Genomic DNA, 20,450 nt, shown 5'->3' with positions numbered 1-20,450 from the left:
TGGATAGCGATTAACCTTAGGAGGTGAATGATAATGAAAACAACTTTTCAGAAAATTCTCAATAACGAAAGTCTTAAATTCATCGGTAAAACGTTATTTTATTCTTTCATTGTCATTGCATTAATTTATCTTTATCATTACAAGAATATCAATGGAGGAACCTTCATTTATAACGAGTTTTAAGGAGGCGGCTATATATGGAAAAAGTAATTAATATGATTCAAACGATTGATGAATGGGCACGTAAAGAACCCCAACGTCCTGTTTATTTAACCGAAGAAAAAGTCTCTACGTATGGAGAGTTAAAAGAAAAGTCAGACAATCTAGCCGCTTATTTAGCTGAGCTGAAAACGGACAAGTCAGCGATTGTCGTATACGGAGAATTAGATTTTGAAATGATTGTGAGTTTTCTAGGCGCATCGAAAGCTGGTTTTAGCTATATCCCCATTGATGCACATACACCAAAAGAACGCATTGAACTAATTCTAAACGTAGCCAAACCAACCGCAGTGATTGCTGTGCATGAATGGCCTGAATTAGCCACCGAAGTGCCAGTAATTACGGCGGAAGAATTAACAGAAATGATGATGCATGCACCCCGATATGCGCCTGCGTTGACGCCTGTCACAGGAGCAAGTAATTACTATATCATTTTCACTTCAGGGACAACTGGCGTACCAAAGGGTGTGCAAATCAGCCATGATAATTTAGTTAGCTTTACGAATTGGTTGTTGCAAGATTTTGGTTTAGAAGAAGGGGCCCGCTTTTTAGCACAGGCACCTTATTCGTTTGATTTATCGGTGATGTCTATTTATCCCGCATTGGCGTTAGGCGGCTCATTAACTCCGTTACCCAATGAAATCATTAACGATTTTAAACAATTATTTACGCGTTTGCCACAATTAACAATCGACGTCTGGGTTTCAACACCGTCCTTTATTGAATTGTGTCTAATGGAACCAAGCTTCGATGGTGAACATCTACCAGCACTGTGCACGTTTTTATTCTGTGGAGAAGAATTACCAAAACCAACGGCTGAGAAATTAGCCGCTCGTTTCCCAACTGCGCATATTTATAATACGTATGGGCCGACAGAAGCGACTGTAGCGATTAGTGCCATTGAAATCACTCAAGAAGTTTTAAAAAGTGTCCAACGTTTACCAATCGGGTATGTGAAAGAGGATACGCAAATTTATATTATGGAAGGCATGTCAAAATTACCTGCAGGTGAAATTGGTGAAATCGTCATTGCTGGACCAAGTGTTTCCAAAGGCTATCTAAATAATCCTGCGAAAACAGCTGAAGCTTTTTTCCAATTAGATGGCGTACCAGCTTATCGCACAGGCGATGCTGGAAAGTTAGTCGATAACCTATTGCAGTATGAGGGACGCTTAGATTTTCAAATTAAATTGCATGGCTACCGCATTGAGTTAGAAGAAGTGGATCATCACTTAACGAATGTTTCCTACGTGAAACAAGCAGTCGTTGTGCCGAAATATCAAGGAAATAAAGTCCAACAATTAATTGCCTATGTCGTTCCGCAAGCACATGAATTTTCAAGTGATTTTCAATTAACTAAGGCAATTAAACAAGAATTAGCCACGTTGACAATGGACTATATGATTCCACAAAAATTTGTATATGTTGAACAATTACCTTTGACAAGTAATGGCAAAATTGATCGGAAAGGGTTGATGAATGAGGTGAATGCCACATGATGAATTTTCCTCATATGATTCCCTATAATGCACCGTATTACTTTGTTCTGCTAATTGCGGCCTTGTTGCCGATGATTTTAACTTTAGCCATTAAAGGGACACGTTGGCCTTGGTATCAAACGCTCGTGACACTGGTCTTTCTATATATCAGTTTTGGTGGCGAATTTTGGCAACAAGGAGTCGCTCTGATTGTATATGTTATTTATCAAACGTTACTAACGTGGGGCTATGCGGCTTATCGAAAAAATAAAAATGCAGGTTGGGTCTTTTATCTGGCTGTCTTTTTAGCTATATTACCGCTTGTTTGGGTGAAAGTTTCTCCCTTCATGACAGGCAAAACAACCTTACTTGGCTTTTTAGGGATTTCTTATTTAACCTTTAAAGCGGTCCAAGTGGTCATGGATTTACGGGATGGCGTAATGAAAGAATATCATCCGTTTCGGTACATTCAGTTTCTCTTGTTTTTCCCGACTATTTCTTCAGGACCCATCGATCGTTATCGGCGCTTTGAAAAAGATTTGAAAAACCCGCCGAGTGCGGAGAAATATTTAGACTTTTTAGAAAAAGGAATTTTTTATTTATTTCTAGGATTTTTATATAAGTTTATTATCAGTCATTATCTTGGTGGTGTCTTTTTACCACATGTGGAAAAAATGGCCTTGGCACAAGGTGGTTTATCTTGGTGGACAGTCGGCTATATGTATAATTACAGTTTGTATCTATTCTTTGATTTCGCAGGCTATAGTTTACTGGCCGTTGGCACAAGTTATTTAATGGGCTATGATACACCAATGAACTTTAACAAACCGTTCCTAAGTTGGAATATTAAAGAATTCTGGAATCGTTGGCACATGACCTTATCTTTTTGGTTCCGTGATTACATTTACATGCGCTTAATGTTTTTCTTAATGAAAAAGAAAGTCTTTAAGAGTCGGATTGTGACTTCTAATATTGGTTACTTTGCGTTGTTCTTAATCATGGGCATTTGGCATGGATTAACGTGGTTCTACATCGCTTATGGGCTCTACCATGCAACACTAATTTGTGTAACAGATGCTTGGCTACGTTTTAAGAAAAAACATAAAGACAAGATACCATCAAACAAATTTACACATGCATTTGCAGTCTTTTTAACTTTCCAAGCGGTTTGTGTCAGCTTCCTGATTTTCTCAGGATTTTTAGACAAACTATGGTTTAAATAAACAAAAATAAAAATATAAAGGGGCAATTTACAATGAACATTCAAGAAACAGTATTAAACATTTTAGAAGATATTACAGGAACAGACGAAGTTGTGAACAATCAAGACATTCAATTATTTGAAGAAGGATTATTGGACTCTTTAGCAACGGTTCAATTATTAGTAGAAATTGAAGGACAATTAGGAATCCAAGTTCCTGTATCAGACTTTGACCGTGAAGTATGGGGAACACCAAAACAAATCATTCAACAAGTGGAAGCTTTACAATAATGTCTAGAAAAAAACGACTAATCAGAATCTTAGGTCCAGTGCTTTGTTCAGCGGTCTTGGTTGCAGTGTTCTTTTTTGCACCGTTCAGAATCAATTTAACTTCCGAAAAAACGTTGAAGGAAGCATCAACGTCAATGGCACCGAACGTTTTAAAAGGCAATGTGATTAAAAACAAAGCAGTGGCTTCTGGTAAATATGTTCCTTTTTTTGGCTCTTCTGAATTAAGTCGATTTAGTGCTTTCCACCCTAGTGTGCTCTCTGAAAAGTATCAACGGAACTACCGACCGTTTTTACTAGGAGAAGCGGGCACACAGTCATTAACCCAAGCAATGGTCATTCATTCGATGGGCGATGCGATTGCCAATAAGAAAGCGGTCTTTATTTTATCTCCGCAATGGTTTGTCAAAAAGGGTGTACCTAATGATAGTTTTGGTGCACACTATTCACAATTACAAACCTATCAATGGTTAGCTAATTTAACCGAATTAACCAGCGGTGACCAATATCTAGCACAACGTTTGACCAAATTTCCAGTTGTTCAAAAAGACAAAGTCTTAATGGAAACTTTGGCAAATCTGCAGGCTGGGCAACTTCCCCAACGCTCTCAACGAGATTATTTTATAATGAATCTCCGTTTCTTGAATCGTGAAGATGAATTGTTTAGCCAAATTGGCATGGTTAGCAGAGAACCAATTGTTGAAAAAGATATGAAACAATTACCTTCTACGTATAATTTTAATGAATTAGATCAGCTAGCTGGAAAAATTGCGGCAAAAGCCATTAATAATAATAAATTTGAAATTAGTAACGGTTTTTATCGCCAACGGATTAAACCAGTTTTACCGAAATTAGCTCATTCACAAAAGAAATGGGATTACCGTTTTTCTCCAGAATATGGTGATTTCCAAGCTGCGTTAGAACAGTTAGCAGAAAAAAATGTCGATGTTTTATTTGTAATCCCACCTGTTAACAAACGTTGGTCGGACTATACGGGCTTGTCACAAGATATGTTGCAACAAGTAGCACGCAAGCTGAAATATCAACTTCAAGAGCAAGGGTTTACTAACATTGCTGACTTCTCAACATGTAGTAATGAACGCTACTTTATGGCGGACACGATTCATTTAGGTTGGCGTGGTTGGCTCGCTGTTGATCGTCAAGTAGATGAATTTATGAAACAACCTGCGTCTAAAAAGTTAGCGTATCAAATTGATGATCGTTTTTATCAGACAGATTGGCAACAACAAAATCCATTGGTCTTACCTCAATTTTAAGAAGGCAAGATGGATCAAGTACCAATTATCTGAAGCGGACTAGAAACGCTTCGTAACAATGAAAATAGCCTGTACCTGCCGTTGAATAACGAGCGTGCAGGCTGTTTTTTCGTTTACTTTTAGTGGAGAACGTTGCTCAATTTATTTTTTGTAAGTATTTTTTTAGTTCGTGGTATAATGGATAAAATTGGTTTTTGAGGGGAGTTATTTTTATGGATGCAAAAGAAGAAAAAATGTTAATTGATTTAACAAGTGCTAAAGGGATTGCTGGGAATGAAGACGAAGTACGTTCGTTATTTAAAAAGTATGCAGCACCGTATGCGGATAAATTTTTATATGATGGCCTTGGCAGTATTATTGCAAAAAATGTTGGTGATAAAGAAGGACCAAAAGTCTATATTTCTGGGCATATGGATGAAGTCGGTTTCATGGTTACCCAAATCACAGAAAAAGGCTTTTTAAAATTTCAAACCGTTGGCGGTTGGTGGGGGCAAGTGATGTTGGCCCAACAAGTTCAGATTAAAACCACGACTGGTAAGGTTTACCATGGTGTCATTGGGTCTAAACCACCGCATGTGTTAACAGCGGAAGTTCGTAACAAACCCTATGAGATTGCAGATATGTTTATTGATATTGGTGCAAGTAGCGATCAACAAGTTGCAGAATGGGGGATTCATCCAGGGGATATGGTGACACCATATATTGACTATCGTCGCATGAATGATACAAAATTTTTATTGGCAAAAGCGTGGGATAACCGAATTGGTACGGCCGTTTCATTAAAAGTTTTAGAAAATTTAGCGACAGAAGGGCACCCCAATATTTTATTTGCAGGCAGTGATGTGCAAGAAGAAGTCGGGCTACGCGGTGCGCAAACAAGTACGCATCTTGTGAATCCAGACATAGCGTTTGCTTTAGACACAGGAACAGCTGGTGACACACCAGGAATGACACCTAAAGAAGCCGACTCTGTTTTAGGTGAAGGGCCACAAATTTTGATTTATGATGCATCAATGATTCCGCATAAAAAATTACGTGATTTTGTTATTCAAGTGGCGGAAGAAAATAACATTCCCTTCCAATATACAGTAATTACAGGGGGAGGTACGGATGCTGGTCGCATGCATTTAACGCGCAACGGGATTCCATCATTAGCCATCACGGTGCCTGTTAGATATCTGCATTCACATACCTCAGTTATTCATGAAGATGATTATTTCAACACAGTCAAATTAGTCACAGAAGTGGTGAAACGTCTAGATAAAGAAACAGTCGCTAAATTGACTAGTTATTAGTTTCAGAAAGGATGGAATGAATGAAAAGTTTAGTAACAAATTCGCAACATCGTGCCAATGCTCGCAGAGCCCTTGATGGGCAATGGGGGATCATGGCTTGGTTAACTTTCTTAGGAGTGGTTTTACAGAGCTTCTTAACATCGATTGTGCAAAATTTATTTTCTGGTGAAAATCAAGTTTTTCAAAGTAGTTTTGCCGCAGTATTACTGCAAATTTTTGTTTTATTCGCGTTAAGTTATGCGCTATATTACGCAGCCTTGAAGGTGTTGCGTGGTGAAAAGGTGCGGGTCAATATTTTAATGAGTGTTTTTCAAGGAAAATATTATGGTCCGCTATTTGTGGTCAACCTACTTCAAAAAGTACTTGAACGTGTAATTGGTTTGTTATTTTTGTTACCAATTTTATTTGGGGCAGGGACAACCTTGTATTTCAAATTGATGTTTAATACAGTTACACCAGAGGAAATCCAAGCCTTTTTCTTAAATGATTTTTCCTTTTTCCTAGCATTTGGCGTTGCCACTATCTTGATCTTTTTAATTGGTTTATTTGTGAGTGGCGTTTTTCAATTTGCTGTGTGGCTACGTTTTGATAATCCAGAACTGCCAATTATGATGGCATTGAAACAGGCGTTATATTTAATGAAAAATCGTTTTTGGCAATATTTATGTTTACAATTTTCTTTTATTGGTTGGTATATTGTGGGCTTTTTAGCTATTGGTATCGGTCTACTATGGGTGATTCCTTATAACTATGTAGCATTAGCTAGTTTTTATCAAACTGCCTTAGAAGAAAAAGGTTTAGCCGAAGAATAAAATAGAAGCTTGAATCCTTTGTTATCTCGACAAAGGATTCAGGTTTTTTCTTTGGTCTTTTTGTGAAAATTTAAGCGTTTTAACCTCGTTTTTCCGTTATTTTATGGTAACATGGAAGTATCGTATTGAAGGAGGTTGTCCACACATGAAATTGACTGTCTTAGGCTGTTTAGGTGCTTATCCATACAAAGGAGAAGGAACGAGTTCCTATTTGTTAGAATCTGAAGGCTTTCATTTGCTTATTGATGCAGGCAGTACGACATTAGTGCGTTTAGAAAACTATCTAGATCCATTGAAATTAGATGCTGTCATTCTGTCGCATTACCATCATGACCATATCGCAGATTTAGGTGTTTTGCAATATTATCGTCAGCTTTATCCAACGCTGGAACCGACGCCTATTTTGCCAATATATGGCCATACACAAGATCAAATGCATTTCAAAGAACTAACGCTTCCTAACGTTTCCGAAGGGAAAGAGTATTTTGAAGCAGAAGAGTTGGCAGTAGGACCATTTTTAATTACTTTCATGGAAACGATTCATCCTGTCACTTGTTACGCGATGCGGATTGTTGAAAAAGCGACTGGCAAAGTCTTTGTCTTTACAGGAGACTCTGGTTACTTAGCAAGTTTTGAAGACTTTGCAAAAGACGCTGATTTATTCTTAGCGGATACGTACTTATTTGAAGGTAATGAACGACATCATGCACATTTTACGTCAAGAGAAGCGGGTGAAATTGCCAAAGCAGCACAAGTCAAACAATTGATGTTGACCCATTTACCACAACATGGGTCATTGGAACAACTACGTGAAGAAGCGCAAAACTATGCTGGAACGGAAATTCCAGTGACATTAGCCCAACCAGATTTAACAGTTGAGATTTAAAAAAGTAACTATACCAAGGGAGAGAACCGATTGTGATTTTTGTACCGAATGAAAATAATGACCCACGAGTGAACTTAGCAATTGAAACATATTTGTTAACAGAAATGCCTTTAGATGAGCCCATTCTTTTATTTTACATTAACGAGCCGTCAATCATTATTGGCCGTAACCAAAATACAATTGAAGAAATTAACAAAGAATATGTAGATGAGCACGGCATTCATGTTGTTCGTCGCTTAAGTGGCGGCGGCGCCGTTTATCATGATCATGGTAATTTGAATTTTAGTTTTATTATGCCAGATGACGGCAACTCTTTCCGTGATTTTGCGAAAGTTACCCAACCAATTATTCAAGCATTGCACGACTTAGGCGTTGAAGGTGCCGAATTAAAAGGGCGCAATGACCTAGTGATTAATGATATGAAGTTTTCAGGAAATGCGATGTACGCTACCAACGGCCGCATGTTTGCACATGGAACCTTAATGTTTGATAGTGATATTGATGAAGTTGTAAATACATTGAAAGTACGGAAAGATAAAATCGAATCTAAAGGTATCAAGTCTGTTCGTTCACGGGTAACAAACATTAAACCATTTTTATCTGAAGATAAACAAGAGATGACAACGGAAGAATTCCGCCAAGAAATTCTTTTGAAAATTTTCGGCGTAGATTCGATCGACCAAGTTAAAACGTATGAATTAACTGATCAAGACTGGGCGGCTATTAACAAAATTTCAGAGCAATACTATCGCAATTGGGATTGGAATTATGGTAAATCACCTGCATTTAACTTAGAACGTCGCCATCGTTTTCCAATTGGTTCAATTGAAATGAAAATGAACGTGGCGGATGGTGCCATTCAAGAAATTAAAATCTTTGGGGACTTCTTTGGGCTTGGTGAAATTAAAGATGTTGAAGATATTTTAACCGGCGTGAAATATGATAAAGCTTCTTTAGAAGAAGCCATTGATCAAATTGACGTTAAAAAATACTTTGGCAATATCGAAAAAGAAGATTTGCTTGGGTTAATTTATTAAAAAAAAAGACAGCCGTTTCAAACGGTTGTCTTTTTTCTAGCTAAAAATAATTTTTAGCTTTTAGAAAGGTAGTGCTATGTGCAAAATCGTCGAAACGATTTTTATCAGGGAACTATCAAATAGCTCGCCTGCATATGTACTTGAACCAAGTCAAGTCCGGGAATTTGGTTATGTGCTTCACTATAAATCACTATCTGTAAAGAGTATACAAGATTTCCTTTCTTTTGTGATATCAAATTTTTACAGACAAAGTAGTAAAATTTGACGTTTCTTATTTTGGCAAGGTTATAGGCTTGTTTTGGGGCTTGAAATAGCAAGAATTAATAGTGATTTAAGGGAAAATATTAACATATGTAGAAATATTTTTATAAGAAATAACGAGAAAAAATCAATAGGTATGTTCTTGAGGGCTACTTTTTGACGTTTTCTGAATAAAACTTAATAAAAAATAGCAGAAACAAAGAAAAAATGTGCTTACAAGAAGTAATCCGCACTTAGCTAGGAAGTTAAGAATGTGCATGTTATTTTCAAACAAATACTAAGAATCCTATTTCAATCCTTTACAGAGGAACAAGGACTTCGTATAATAAAGGGACGAAAAGGAGCGAAAGTGATGAGAAACGAAATGATGCATCGACCAGTCGTTAAACCAGAATTGGTTGAGTATATGCGTACAAAACAAAAGAAACTTCCCGGAGAATTAGGTGCAGTGGAGGCGGAAGCCAATGAAGCAGGGGTGCCGATTATTCCGCACGAAACAGTAGTTTTTCTACAATTTTTGCTAGGACAACTAAAGCCCAAAAATATTTTAGAAATCGGGGCAGCAATTGGTTTTTCTTCAAGCTTGATGGCCCAATTTGTCGGTGAAGATGGTCACGTGACCACGATTGATCGTTTTGACGTAATGATAAAAAAAGCGAAGAAAACCTACCAACGCCTAGACTTAGAAGAAAAGGTCACTCTTTTAGAAGGACAAGCAGCTGAGATTCTACCAACGTTGGAAGGACCTTATGACTTTATTTTTATGGATAGTGCCAAATCAAAATACATTGAATTTTTACCTGAATGTTTACGGTTGCTACCAGTTGGCGGCGTTTTGATGGTGGATGATGTATTTCAAGCTGGGACAATTTTAGACCCTGCTGAGGAAGTACCGAAAAAAAATCGAGCGATTCATCGTAAATTAAACCAATTTTTAGATGTAGTCATGGCGCATCCTGATTTAACTTCTACTTTAGTTCCTCTTGGTGATGGAGTTATTTTAATTACCAAAGAGAAAGAAACGATTATTTTAGATAGTTAAAGAATGTCTTCACAAAAAGAAAGCGAATCATTAAAAAGCAAGTTCTTTTAATGATTCGCTTTCTTTTTTATGTTATTTAAAAAGTTATCTCGCTATTTCTAATTGAGAATGATAATCAGAAAATTCTCAATAGGACAGTATTATGCGTTAATAAAACCTCATTTGTTTATAATTATTCTATTGACGGAATAATTATAAACTGTTATCCTTAAAGAGTAAAAAAACAGAGGAGGAACGACAATGAATTTAATTAATCAAAAACTTTTTGACTTTGAATGTGATGCCTATCACGATGGTGAATTTACACGAGTATCAAAAGAAGATATTTTAGGAAAATGGAGTATTTTCTTCTTTTATCCAGCTGATTTTTCTTTCGTGTGTCCTACGGAATTAGGGGATATGCAAGAGCATTATGCGCATTTACAGGAATTAAATTGTGAGGTTTACTCTGTTTCAGAAGATAGTCATTATGTGCATAAAGCATGGGCTGACGCTACAGAAACGATTGGAAAAATTAAATATCCAATGTTAGCCGATCCCAACGGTCAACTTGCTCGTTTCTTTGGCGTTTTAGATGAAGCTTCTGGAATGGCTTACCGTGCTTCATTTATTGTGAGTCCAGAAGGGGACATCAAATCTTATGAAATCAACGACATGGGTATTGGTCGTAATGCTGAAGAACTTGTTCGTAAATTAGAAGCTTCTCAATTTGTAGCAGAACATGGTGATAAAGTTTGTCCAGCCAATTGGCAACCAGGAGAAGAAACAATTGCACCAAGCTTAGATTTAGTTGGTAAAATTTAAATTCGCTTTGTAAATAGAGGTCAAAGAGTTGGATAAAACAGAGAAAATGTTTTGTTCAGCTCTTTTTCTGAAACACAGAAGAAAGAGGAGAAGCAAGTGACAGAAGAAATCTACGATTTGATTATTATTGGTGGCGGCTCAGCTGCTTTATCTGCAGGTATCTATGCAGGTCGCGCAATGATGGATACCTTAATTATTGAAAAAGACAAAATTGGCGGACAGGTAACGACGACTTCTGAAATTGTGAACTATCCAGCGATTCGTCACACAACAGGTCCAGAACTAATGGAAGAAATGCGCATTCAAGCACAAGACTTCGGTGTAGCTTTTACAAAAGACGAGATTATTGATGTTGATTTTAGTCAAACGATAAAAACTGTTCAATCGGCGAGTCAAACCTACCAAGCATATGCAGTATTGATTGCGACAGGGGCCTCTGCTCGTAAAATTGGTTTCCCTGGTGAAAGTGAATTTACAGGACGCGGCGTGGCCTATTGTTCTACTTGTGATGGGGAGTTTTTCCAAGGCCTAGATATTTTTGTGATTGGTGGCGGTTATGCAGCAGCGGAAGAGGCCGTTTATTTGACACGTTACGGTAAATCAGTAACGATGATTATCCGAGAACCTGATTTTACATGTGCAAAATTAACTGCGGAGGCGGCCAAAAATCACCCGAAAATTAAGATTGTTTATAACACAGAAGTGAAAGAAATTACGGGAGATGATTTTGTCCGGAAAGCTGTGTTTGTCAATAACCAGACGGGAGAAGAAACGGTTTATGAAGCGCCAAAAGACAGTACATTTGGTCTGTTTGTTTTTGCTGGAAATAAACCAAGTACAGAAATTTTTGAAGGGAAAATTGCCTTAGACCGTGGGTATGTGCCAACAACTGAAAATATGGAAACCAATATTCCAGGAGTTTATGCAGCAGGAGATTTACGAATAAAAGAATTACGTCAAATTGTGACGGCGGTTGCAGACGGTGCAATTGCCGCCACTCATGCGCAACGTTACGTGACAGAACAAAAAACACAGGCGGGCCAACCGATTGTAACGAAGCGAATGACTGAACGATTAGCTAATCAATCTGCCCCTGAAACAAACAGTCAGCAACCAAAAGAAAAACAGCCAGCGAAAGTTACTGGTAAGCATCAGTGGTTCCCAGAAAGTATGCGCCAACAATTAAGCGGTATTTTCGCTAAACTAACCAAAAAAGTGACATTGCTTCAGTTTTTGGATGCAAGTGATGAAAAATCATTGGAACTTCAGTCATTCTTAACAGAATTTGCAAGTCTGGATCAGAAGATTACTTTAGAAACGATTTTGAAAGATACTGAGCCAGCCAAAGAATTGCTGTATGGGATTGAAAAAATGCCTAGCGTTGTGCTCTTAGATACGGCAGGAAACTATACAGGAATTAAATTTAGTGGTATTCCTAGTGGCCATGAAGTAAACTCGTTGGTTTTGGCGGTTTATAATGTCGGCAGCGAGGGGCAGCCGTTAGAAGCAAGTCTGCAAAAGAACATACTTGCATTGCCAAAAAGAAAAATAGAAATCTTTGTTTCACTAACATGTCATTTCTGTCCCGATGTCGTGGCGGCTTGCCAACATATTGCATCAATTAATCCTCATGTGGAAGCAGAAATGTTGGACATTAGTCTATTTCCAGAGTTGAAAAAAGAAAAGAAAATTATGAGCGTTCCAGCAATGCTAATTGATGGAGAACAAATGATTTTTGGTTCAAAAACAATGACCGAAATTATTGAAGCCTTGGCTTAAAAGAGGCGGAAAAATAAAGACCTAAGTCATTCAAAAAAGTGAGAAATACGTCGAGATGATGTATTTCTCACTTTTTTCGCATAGTTAGTCAAGTACCTCTTTTGATTAGGCGATTGAGTTTCCTAAAAAGAATTAAAAAGACACAACAGCAAATGAACAACAGGCTTCCTGTTAGTGGTAAAAAGACATCTTGCATGTAGCTATCGATATGCATTAAACCAGGTACCTCGCTGAAAAAATCATGGATAAACTGTTGAATGAGCTTATTAGCTAGAAAAGCAGCTAAAGGCAAAACAAAAATCAAATAATAGAGGGGTTGTAAGGCATAGCTAATTAAAATTTGTAATTTTGTCGTACCTAAAAGAGCTAAGATCAGTAAGTCGTTTTTTTGCTCTAAAAAAGTTAGGAAGAAAGTTCGGCAAATATAACTAATCAGGAAGAAAAAGAGTGTTCCAGCGCTGATTCCAGCCAAACCTCTGAAAATTTTCAAGGGAGGAATCACTGCATAATTATCAAGAAGAATCATTTGTGAAAGCCATCGAGAAAACAACAAAGTCAATAATAGAGCAGAAAAAGTCAGAAAACTAATAATAAAGATAAGAATCAACGTACTAAATTGGTTTTTTGAGCGCCACGCATTTTTGAGAGAGTCTGTGAATAAGTAAAGAATCGAATACATCATCGCGTCCTTTCTGAAAAATTTTTGTTTTAGCGGAAAAGTTATGTAAAAGAAAAGACGTTATCTCCTGCCAACTAGCCACTGAAAGAGATAACGCCTTCGCTGGAAACAAGAACTGGATTATTTCACCAATACTAATTTTTTTAAAGGTTCAACCCCAAATCGTTGTTCTTGCTGTAAAAGAATTTCGGCACAAGCTCGGCTATCTTCTAAAGCATCATGATGATTATTTAAAGTGATATTGAGGTTTTCACAAACGGTATTTAATTTATGATTAGGAAATTCAGGAAACAGTTTGCGACTCGTTTTGACTGTACATAAAGAAAGGTAATTAGGTTGTTCTAAGCCATAGTAATCTAAACAGCCAGCCAAAACACTACAATCGAAACTTGCATTGTGAGCGACCACTAACCGATTTGGTTGAAAACAATGCTGAATTTGTTGCCATACTTCAGGGAATTTGGGCGCATTGACAACATCTGATTCATGAATGCCGTGAATTTGCGTATTTCGCCAGAAAAAAGGTGTTTCTGGTTTGATTAACGTGTAAAATTCATCCACAATCCGACTATTTTCTACTTTAACAATTGCAATGGAACAGGCACTATGTTTATCATAACTAGCTGTTTCAAAGTCAAAAGCGTAAAAGTTCATTAAAAAAAACTCCTTTCAACGCGTTGAGTAACACTTAAAAATCAAGTACAACTTCCACTGGACAATGATCACTACCAAGAATATCTGTATGGATTTTAGCACTGACTAAACGTTCATTCAAGGATTCTGACACAACGAAATAGTCAATCCGCCAACCTGCGTTATTTTTTCGTGCGTTAAAGCGATAACTCCACCATGAGTAAATGCCTTCAGCTTCTGGATAAAAATAACGGAATGTATCAGTGAAGCCACTGTCTAACAACTCAGTAAATTTTTGCCGTTCTTCAGACGTGAATCCCGCATTTTTTTGATTGGTTTTCCAATTTTTTAAATCAATCTTTTGATGAGCTACGTTTAAATCACCGCAAAGAATTACGGGTTTTTCTTGATTTAATTCGTTTAAATAGGCACGAAACGCATCTTCCCATGTCATTCGATAAGCTAAACGCTTTAGTTCAGCTTGTGAGTTTGGTGTGTAGCAAGTGACCATGAAAAATTCTGGATATTCTAAAGTGATCACGCGGCCTTCTTGATCGTGAGCCTCGATACCTAAGCCATAGCGAACACTTAACGCTTCTTCTTTAGCGAAAATTGCTGTGCCAGAATAGCCTTTTTTTTCGGCGTAATTCCAATACTGATGATAGCCAGGAAGTTCTAAATCAATTTGCCCAGCTTGTAATTTTGTTTCTTGTAAACAGAAAAAATCTGCATCTAATTCATTAAAAACATCCATAAAATTCTTTTTAACAACCGCTCGTAAGCCGTTGACATTCCAAGAAATACATTTCATTGTTGAAACTCCTTTCAAATAAGAAACGCTTTTGCTCGTTTCAGTGCAAACCAGAACCAAAGAAAAGGTCGCTTGGTGCTTTCTTCTATTCTAATACTTTTTAAAGAAGTTTTAAATACTTGAAAAGAAAAAGAGAAAATGACTGATTTTTGGAAAGAAGTAGTCTATGATAAAATAGTAAAAAGAGCAGAAATGAGGACAAACGAATGAAAATTGGAGTCATTGGTTTAGGAAACATTGCACAAAAAGCGTATTTGCCAACTTATAGTGAATGCCGCCACTTGGCAGAGTTTGTATTAGCAACTAGAAACCCAGAAACACGACAAAAAATCGCTGATCAGTATGGCTTTACAGAAACCGTTGGGACCATAGAAGAATTGATTGAAGCAAAGATTGATGCTTGTTTTGTCCATGTAGCCACAAAAGTGCATGGCGCAGTTGTTCGCCAATTATTACAGGCTGGTATTCACGTCTTTGTGGACAAACCTTTAAGTGAAGAGCTTGCTGAAGTCAAAGAATTACAAGCATTAGCAGCAGCAAAAAATCTGCGCCTGATGGTTGGCTTCAATCGTCGTTTTGCCCCTTATACGGAAGTATTGAAAAATATTCCTGAAAAACAAACAATTTTTATTAAAAAGAACCGCATCAATACAACGAGAGAAACAAGTTTTATGATGTATGATTTATTTTTACATGTCGTTGATACCGCAGTTTATTTAGCGGAAGGACCGCTCCACGTGGTGCAGTCAAAATTAGTGGAAGAAAACGGTCATTTAAAACGAGCAATTTTACAATTAGAAACCGAACAGACAACGATTGTTTGTTCCATGGATTTACACTCTGGGGCCAATACAGAAACTTTTGAAGTCACCAGCCCCACAGGTACTTATCGCTTGGAAAATTTAACGCATTTGACCATCCAAACAGAAGAAGAATACCAAGTAAAAGAGATGGGGGATTGGACGCCGACATTGGAAAAAAGAGGTTTTTACCAAATGGTTACTGCTTTCATTCAGGCCATTCAAAAACCGCAAGAGCAAGAGTTAAAGCAAGAAAAAGTCTATGAAAGTCATGCGTTATGTGAAGAAATGCTACGCCAACAACAACGGCATGTTCTTTAAAGAGGACTAGCAACTTTCTTTCTATCATGCTAGAATAAGACAGATATTTTGAAAAGAAAGGACTAACTTTCGTGAACACTAAAGCTATGTTAGAAACATTAAACGAAATTACTTTATTAGTAGATGAACCATTAAAAAACGTAACCTTTACCAAAACAGGCGGCCCAGCTGATGTGTTGGCCTTACCCAAAACAAAAAAAGAAGTCGAAGAGATTGTGGCGTATTGCCGAGAACAAGGACTTTCATGGTTAGTATTAGGCAATGCTAGCAACTTGATTGTTCGTGATGGCGGTATTCGCGATGTCGTGATTATGCTAACAGAAATGAAAGAAATCAAAGTAGCCGGTACCACCATGATTGTGGATGCTGGTGCCAAGCTGATTGATACAACCTACGAAGCCTTAGCAGCTGATTTAACTGGTTTTGAATTTGCTTGTGGCATTCCAGGAAGTGTCGGTGGTGCTGTTTATATGAATGCTGGAGCATACGGCGGGGAAATTAAAGATGTTTTCCAGTCTGCAGAAGTGCTGTTGGCAGATGGAACTATCCAAACAATGACGAAAGAAGACCTGAATTTCCGTTATCGTCATAGTGAAATTCAAGAATTACATTGTATTGTCTTGCAAGCAACGTTTGCTTTAGAAAAAGGAAACCATGCAGAAATTAAAGCCCAAATGGATGAATTAACGGAACTTCGTGAACTGAAGCAACCGCTAGAGTATCCCTCTTGTGGCAGTGTCTTTAAACGCCCTGTTGGTCATTTTACAGGAAAATTAATCCAAGACGCTGGCTTACAAGGCTTAAAATGGGGCGGTGCTCAAATTTCCGAAAAGCATGCGGGATTTATTGTTAACATCGATCATGCAACCGCAACAGATTATGTGGAATTAATTGCACATATCCAAGAAGTGATTAAAGAAAAATTTGATGTTGAATTGCAAACAGAAGTTCGAATTATTGGTGAAGAAGTCTAAAAAATAAGCTAGGGAGGCAAGTCATTTTGACTTGCCTCCCTAGCTTTAAATCCTAAGATAAAGGTCGTAAATTTTACTCGTCTTCTAAATTTTCCAATTCTACAACTTTAAAGTTTTTCCGCTCTAAATGTTCTACAATGGCTGTACACGTTTCGGCAGTTGTGCCGGCTGGTAAAGTAATAAGTGTGCGACGAACAAATTCTTCACTATCAACATCCAATGTAATACAGCTGGCGATGCTGCTATATTTGGCAATGATTTTTGAAATGGCTGCTAAGTCGCCTTGTTGACCAACTGAAGCAATTGTTAAAACGTAGCTCCCTTGTTTTACATTCCAAGATTGCGCTAAAATATTTAATAAGGTGCTGTGTGTTAAAATGCCGTAAAAATAATTATTTTCATCTAAAACAGCAATGTAAGGTAGTTCTTTAATAGTAAAAAATACCTTGAAAAATGAAGTGTTGACATAAATAAATTTTGTGGCATTTTTTAACAAATAGGTAACAGGTAAACTCATATCGCCACCGTTTGCTTTGTGGCGGTAAATATGCATTTTATAGATATTTCCTCGGAAAATTTTTCCAGATTCGTCTAAAATTGGGACACAACGGTAACCTGAGTCTTCTAAAATAGAAAGAGCTTCTTCTAGAGTACAAGATTCATTGACTGTTGTTAAATTATCTTTTTTAATAACTACAGATTTTAATAACATAAACAGGCCTCCTAAGGGTTCATTTTTAATAAATTTATCATATCATAACTTAGCAGAAAACAATAGCTGAGACCTCAGAATAAAAGCAATTTTGTTAAAATAAATAGAAAATAAAGAAAAATCAGATATTTTATAAAAGAAATCAAGCACGTATTCGCGATAATGGTAAAAAATTACGTAAGAATCGGCACAGCGCTTCTTTAAAAAGTAAATTAAACTTTGACAACTTTTTCGAATAATGGTACTGTTAAGAAGTAAATTTGTGAATAGAGGAGGTCGAAGAACATGGCAACAAAGAAAGCAGCTCTTGCTTGTTCCGTTTGTGGCTCTCGCAACTATTCTAAATCCGTTAGTGAAGGTAAACGTGGCGAACGCTTAGAAATCAATAAATTCTGTAAATATTGTAATCAATACACGTTACATAAAGAAACGAAATAGATTTAGAGGAGGGTATCAACATGAAATTTTTCCGCAGCGTTGCTGATGAGATGAAGCAAGTAACTTGGCCAACAAAAAAACAATTGCGTAAAGATACATTAGTTGTAATTGAAACATCTATTTTATTTGCAGCATTGTTCTTTATCATGGATACTGTTATCCAAACGGCATTTGGCTGGATTTTAAAATAATTAATTCTAGTATTTCCCGACGAGGGGTGCTATAATAGTATTCGAGAAAAAGCTTCGGGAAACTGAGCTTTTTTTATTTGCTCGAAAAAAATAAACTAAAACATTTAAAGGAGCCGAATCAGTAATGGAAACTTTTGAAAGAAATTGGTACGTATTGCACACCTATTCAGGCTATGAAAATAAAGTAAAAGCAAACATTGAATCACGTGCACAAAGCATGGGGATGGGCGATTATATTTTTCGTGTCGTTGTACCAGAAGAAACAGAAAAAGAAGTCAAAAATGGTAAAGAAAAAGAAATCGTTCATAAAACTTTCCCTGGTTATGTGTTAGTGGAAATGATTATGACCGATGATTCTTGGTATATTGTTCGTAACACGCCAGGCGTAACTGGTTTTGTAGGCTCACATGGTGCTGGTAGTAAACCCGCTCCTTTATTACAAGAAGAAATTAACCACATTTTACGTTCAATTGGCATGAGCACCCGTCAATCAGACTTAGAAGTAGCGCTAGGCGATACAGTGAAAATTATCGAAGGTGCCTTTTCTGGTCTTGAAGGTGTTGTGACAGAAATCGATGAAGAAAAACAAAAATTAAAAGTAAACATCGATATGTTTGGTCGTGAAACAAGTACAGAATTAGACTTTGAACAAGTCGATAACATTGATTAATAAACAAGCTGACAAACTATTGTTCAGCTGATTGATACAGATTGTAGGGTCTGGAAAAGCAGTCAACTGACTTCTTTTCCAAGCCCTTTTTTAGTTCATCGCAGAAAGGAATGAAAAAAATGAAACATGCCCAAAAATATCGTTATTTTTCTTTGCTAATGGGTCTTGTTCTATTATTAAGTGCTTGCCAAATTGGGGCAACCACGAAGAATGACAATCAAGCCGCCACAAAAGAAGCAACCGTTGAGTTAAACCGCACAACAACACCAACGCTCTTTTTTCATGGTTACGCGGGAACTAAAAATTCGTTTGGCTCGTTACTGCATCGCTTGGAGAAACAAGGTGCCACAACTCAAGAATTAGTGCTACTCGTTAAACCTGATGGGACCGTGGTTAAAGAGCGAGGAGCTTTAAGTGGCAAAGCGACGAATCCCAGTGTTCAAGTTCTATTTGAAGATAATAAAAACAATGAATGGAATCAAACAGAATGGATAAAAAACACATTACTCTATTTACAAAAAAATTATCAAGTGAACAAAGCGAATATTGTCGGGCACTCTATGGGTGGTGTTAGTGGTTTACGTTATTTAGGAACCTATGGGCAAGACGCATCGTTACCTAAAATTAAAAAATTCGTCAGCATTGGAGCACCTTTCAATGATTTTATTGATACGAGTCAACAGCAAACCATCGAAACGGAACTAGAAAACGGCCCCACAGAAAAAAGTAGCCGCTATTTGGATTATCAAGAGATGATTAATGTTGTTCCAGAAAAACTGCCCATTTTATTAATTGGTGGTCAATTAAGTGCAACAGATTTAAGTGATGGAACGGTGCCGTTATCTAGTGCCTTAGCAGTCAACGCCTTGCTAAGACAGCGAGGAACTCAAGTCACTAGCCAGATTATTAAAGGAGAAAATGCACAACATAGTCAATTACATGAAAATCCTGAAGTAGATCAATTGCTAATCGAATTTCTATGGCCGAGTAAAAAATAGCAAAAAGGCACATGTTCCATAAAAAATGGAACATGTGCCTTTTTCTATACTTTGGCTAGCGAAATAGCTTTTTTCAGCTATAATAAATAAAATTATTTATTTTTAGGAGATATTGGAATGGAATCCTCATGATTTAAATAAGCACAAATCAAGGCTTCAAAGGTGATTAATGTTTGGCCAAAAAACATTTGTGGCTGAGCGACACTTGTTGAAAACGGGCTGTAAGAGTCAGTTGAAAAAACGAGATCTGCCAGTCGACCAAGAGTTGAATTTTTGGCACCAACAAAAGAAATGATAGGATGTTTTTTCTCTTTCGCAAGCAGAGCTGTTTCTTTTAAGTATTTTTCTTCACCAGAATGTGAAAGGATGATAAAAAGAAAATTCAGATTATTTTGACTATTTATCGAATGAGTATGGGCTGTTGTGATACTGGGGATGCCATGAAAATTGAAAACCTCACTAATGTAAGCCGCCAAATGTCGTGAAAAGTCATGACCTAAAATAACAAATAAATGATTCTTGTGTTTGGCAAGCAGTCGACAAAACTCGTTGGTTGTTTCAAATGAAGGTGCTGTTTCATAAGGGATTGGCTGAGAAAAATGGGCTTCTTTTAATTTGTAAATAAGTTCATTATAACCTGATAAATTTAATTTTTTGGCTAAACGAATGATGGAACTAGGCGAAGAAAAGCAGTGTTTGGCAACTTCTCGAATACTCAAATCGGCCGCGTTCGTACTTTGTTGATCCAAATAATACAAAATCTGACTTTCTGTTTTTGTTAAATGATACGTTTCTTTTAAGTAATCTAAGTTCATGAGCAAACCTCCTTTATCAGATTATAAAT

Annotated in this window: 23 protein-coding genes; 18 read left to right on the top strand and 5 right to left on the bottom strand. The window is 37.0% G+C overall.

Annotated elements, in window-relative coordinates:
* Positions 1-33: 33 nt before the first annotated feature.
* The 12 genes from IGK86_RS11845 to IGK86_RS11790 all read left to right on the top strand — a co-directional run bounded on the left by IGK86_RS11845 (position 34) and on the right by IGK86_RS11790 (position 12,379).
* Positions 34-183: a teichoic acid D-Ala incorporation-associated protein DltX gene (locus IGK86_RS11845; RefSeq protein WP_002356384.1), complete on the top strand. Its 150-nt coding sequence runs from the start codon at positions 34-36 to the stop codon at positions 181-183.
* 14 nt (positions 184-197) lie between these two features.
* Positions 198-1,718: a D-alanine--poly(phosphoribitol) ligase subunit DltA gene (gene dltA, locus IGK86_RS11840; protein ID WP_016616651.1), complete on the top strand. Its 1,521-nt coding sequence runs from the start codon at positions 198-200 to the stop codon at positions 1,716-1,718.
* Entirely contained in the window at positions 1,715-2,920 is a 1,206-nt protein-coding gene (gene dltB, locus IGK86_RS11835) for a D-alanyl-lipoteichoic acid biosynthesis protein DltB (RefSeq protein ID WP_002382500.1), read from the top strand. The genes dltA and dltB overlap by 4 nt, the downstream gene beginning before the upstream one ends.
* A 32-nt stretch (positions 2,921-2,952) precedes the next feature.
* Entirely contained in the window at positions 2,953-3,189 is a 237-nt protein-coding gene (gene dltC / locus IGK86_RS11830; protein WP_002356389.1) for a D-alanine--poly(phosphoribitol) ligase subunit DltC, read from the top strand.
* The gene (gene dltD / locus IGK86_RS11825; protein WP_010707183.1) at positions 3,189-4,463 is read left to right on the top strand and encodes a D-alanyl-lipoteichoic acid biosynthesis protein DltD; all 1,275 of its coding nucleotides are present in this window, start codon (positions 3,189-3,191) and stop codon (positions 4,461-4,463) included. The genes dltC and dltD overlap by 1 nt, the downstream gene beginning before the upstream one ends.
* Before the next feature lie 212 nt (positions 4,464-4,675).
* Positions 4,676-5,758: a M42 family metallopeptidase gene (locus tag IGK86_RS11820; RefSeq protein ID WP_002367214.1), complete on the top strand. Its 1,083-nt coding sequence runs from the start codon at positions 4,676-4,678 to the stop codon at positions 5,756-5,758.
* Between the two features lie 20 nt (positions 5,759-5,778).
* The gene (locus IGK86_RS11815; protein ID WP_002365061.1) at positions 5,779-6,570 is read left to right on the top strand and encodes a DUF975 family protein; all 792 of its coding nucleotides are present in this window, start codon (positions 5,779-5,781) and stop codon (positions 6,568-6,570) included.
* 145 nt (positions 6,571-6,715) lie between these two features.
* Positions 6,716-7,456 carry an MBL fold metallo-hydrolase gene (locus tag IGK86_RS11810; RefSeq protein ID WP_002356393.1) on the top strand — a complete coding sequence of 247 codons (741 nt, stop codon included), beginning with the start codon at positions 6,716-6,718 and terminating at the stop codon, positions 7,454-7,456.
* 32 nt (positions 7,457-7,488) lie between these two features.
* A complete protein-coding gene (locus IGK86_RS11805; protein WP_002356394.1) occupies positions 7,489-8,493 on the top strand; it encodes a lipoate--protein ligase in 1,005 nt (334 codons plus the stop codon).
* 613 nt (positions 8,494-9,106) lie between these two features.
* On the top strand, positions 9,107-9,796 hold the full coding sequence (locus IGK86_RS11800) for an O-methyltransferase (protein ID WP_002381418.1): 690 nt from the start codon (positions 9,107-9,109) through the stop codon (positions 9,794-9,796).
* Between the two features lie 240 nt (positions 9,797-10,036).
* Positions 10,037-10,600, top strand: coding sequence for an alkyl hydroperoxide reductase subunit C (ahpC, locus tag IGK86_RS11795; RefSeq protein WP_016616650.1), 564 nt, complete (start codon positions 10,037-10,039; stop codon positions 10,598-10,600).
* Between the two features lie 96 nt (positions 10,601-10,696).
* Positions 10,697-12,379, top strand: a complete 1,683-nt coding sequence (locus tag IGK86_RS11790) for an FAD-dependent oxidoreductase (RefSeq protein ID WP_438742516.1) — start codon at positions 10,697-10,699, stop codon at positions 12,377-12,379.
* 88 nt (positions 12,380-12,467) lie between these two features.
* Here the strand turns inward: IGK86_RS11790 and IGK86_RS11785 are convergent, their stop codons facing one another.
* The 3 genes from IGK86_RS11785 to IGK86_RS11775 all read right to left on the bottom strand — a co-directional run bounded on the left by IGK86_RS11785 (position 12,468) and on the right by IGK86_RS11775 (position 14,502).
* Positions 12,468-13,058: a hypothetical protein gene (locus tag IGK86_RS11785; protein WP_016616648.1), complete on the bottom strand. Its 591-nt coding sequence runs from the start codon at positions 13,056-13,058 to the stop codon at positions 12,468-12,470.
* A gap of 120 nt (positions 13,059-13,178) precedes the next feature.
* On the bottom strand, positions 13,179-13,712 hold the full coding sequence (locus IGK86_RS11780) for a 3'-5' exonuclease (RefSeq protein WP_002356400.1): 534 nt from the start codon (positions 13,710-13,712) through the stop codon (positions 13,179-13,181).
* A gap of 34 nt (positions 13,713-13,746) precedes the next feature.
* Positions 13,747-14,502 (bottom strand): exodeoxyribonuclease III, encoded by a 756-nt coding sequence (locus tag IGK86_RS11775; protein ID WP_010824848.1) that lies wholly within the window; start codon positions 14,500-14,502, stop codon positions 13,747-13,749.
* Between the two features lie 206 nt (positions 14,503-14,708).
* On the opposite strand from IGK86_RS11775, the gene IGK86_RS11770 reads away from it, so the two are divergent.
* Entirely contained in the window at positions 14,709-15,623 is a 915-nt protein-coding gene (locus IGK86_RS11770; RefSeq protein ID WP_002359452.1) for a Gfo/Idh/MocA family protein, read from the top strand.
* An 86-nt stretch (positions 15,624-15,709) separates the two neighbouring features.
* Positions 15,710-16,597: a UDP-N-acetylmuramate dehydrogenase gene (gene murB, locus IGK86_RS11765; protein ID WP_002387193.1), complete on the top strand. Its 888-nt coding sequence runs from the start codon at positions 15,710-15,712 to the stop codon at positions 16,595-16,597.
* A gap of 73 nt (positions 16,598-16,670) precedes the next feature.
* On the opposite strand, the gene cbpA is transcribed toward murB, so the two are convergent.
* Entirely contained in the window at positions 16,671-17,309 is a 639-nt protein-coding gene (gene cbpA, locus IGK86_RS11760; protein ID WP_002365057.1) for a cyclic di-AMP binding protein CbpA, read from the bottom strand.
* A 285-nt stretch (positions 17,310-17,594) separates the two neighbouring features.
* On the opposite strand from cbpA, the gene rpmG reads away from it, so the two are divergent.
* The 4 genes from rpmG (at position 17,595) to IGK86_RS11740 (ending at position 19,606) form a co-directional block, all read left to right on the top strand.
* Positions 17,595-17,747, top strand: a complete 153-nt coding sequence (rpmG, locus tag IGK86_RS11755; protein WP_002356408.1) for a 50S ribosomal protein L33 — start codon at positions 17,595-17,597, stop codon at positions 17,745-17,747.
* Positions 17,748-17,767: 20 nt separating this feature from the next.
* Positions 17,768-17,938, top strand: coding sequence for a preprotein translocase subunit SecE (gene secE / locus IGK86_RS11750; RefSeq protein ID WP_002356409.1), 171 nt, complete (start codon positions 17,768-17,770; stop codon positions 17,936-17,938).
* A 124-nt stretch (positions 17,939-18,062) separates the two neighbouring features.
* Entirely contained in the window at positions 18,063-18,608 is a 546-nt protein-coding gene (gene nusG, locus IGK86_RS11745; protein WP_002384070.1) for a transcription termination/antitermination protein NusG, read from the top strand.
* Between the two features lie 110 nt (positions 18,609-18,718).
* Positions 18,719-19,606, top strand: coding sequence for an alpha/beta fold hydrolase (locus tag IGK86_RS11740; RefSeq protein ID WP_016616646.1), 888 nt, complete (start codon positions 18,719-18,721; stop codon positions 19,604-19,606).
* A gap of 92 nt (positions 19,607-19,698) precedes the next feature.
* Here IGK86_RS11740 and IGK86_RS11735 read toward each other — a convergent pair whose 3' ends face one another.
* Complete coding sequence (locus tag IGK86_RS11735; protein WP_016616645.1) at positions 19,699-20,421, bottom strand: MurR/RpiR family transcriptional regulator; 723 nt, start codon at positions 20,419-20,421, stop codon at positions 19,699-19,701.
* Positions 20,422-20,450 lie beyond the last annotated feature (29 nt).

It is taken from the genome of Enterococcus sp. DIV1206, assembly GCF_051712485.1.
Classification (GTDB): domain Bacteria; phylum Bacillota; class Bacilli; order Lactobacillales; family Enterococcaceae; genus Enterococcus; species Enterococcus faecalis.
This window is presented reverse-complemented; position numbering and strand designations above follow the sequence as displayed.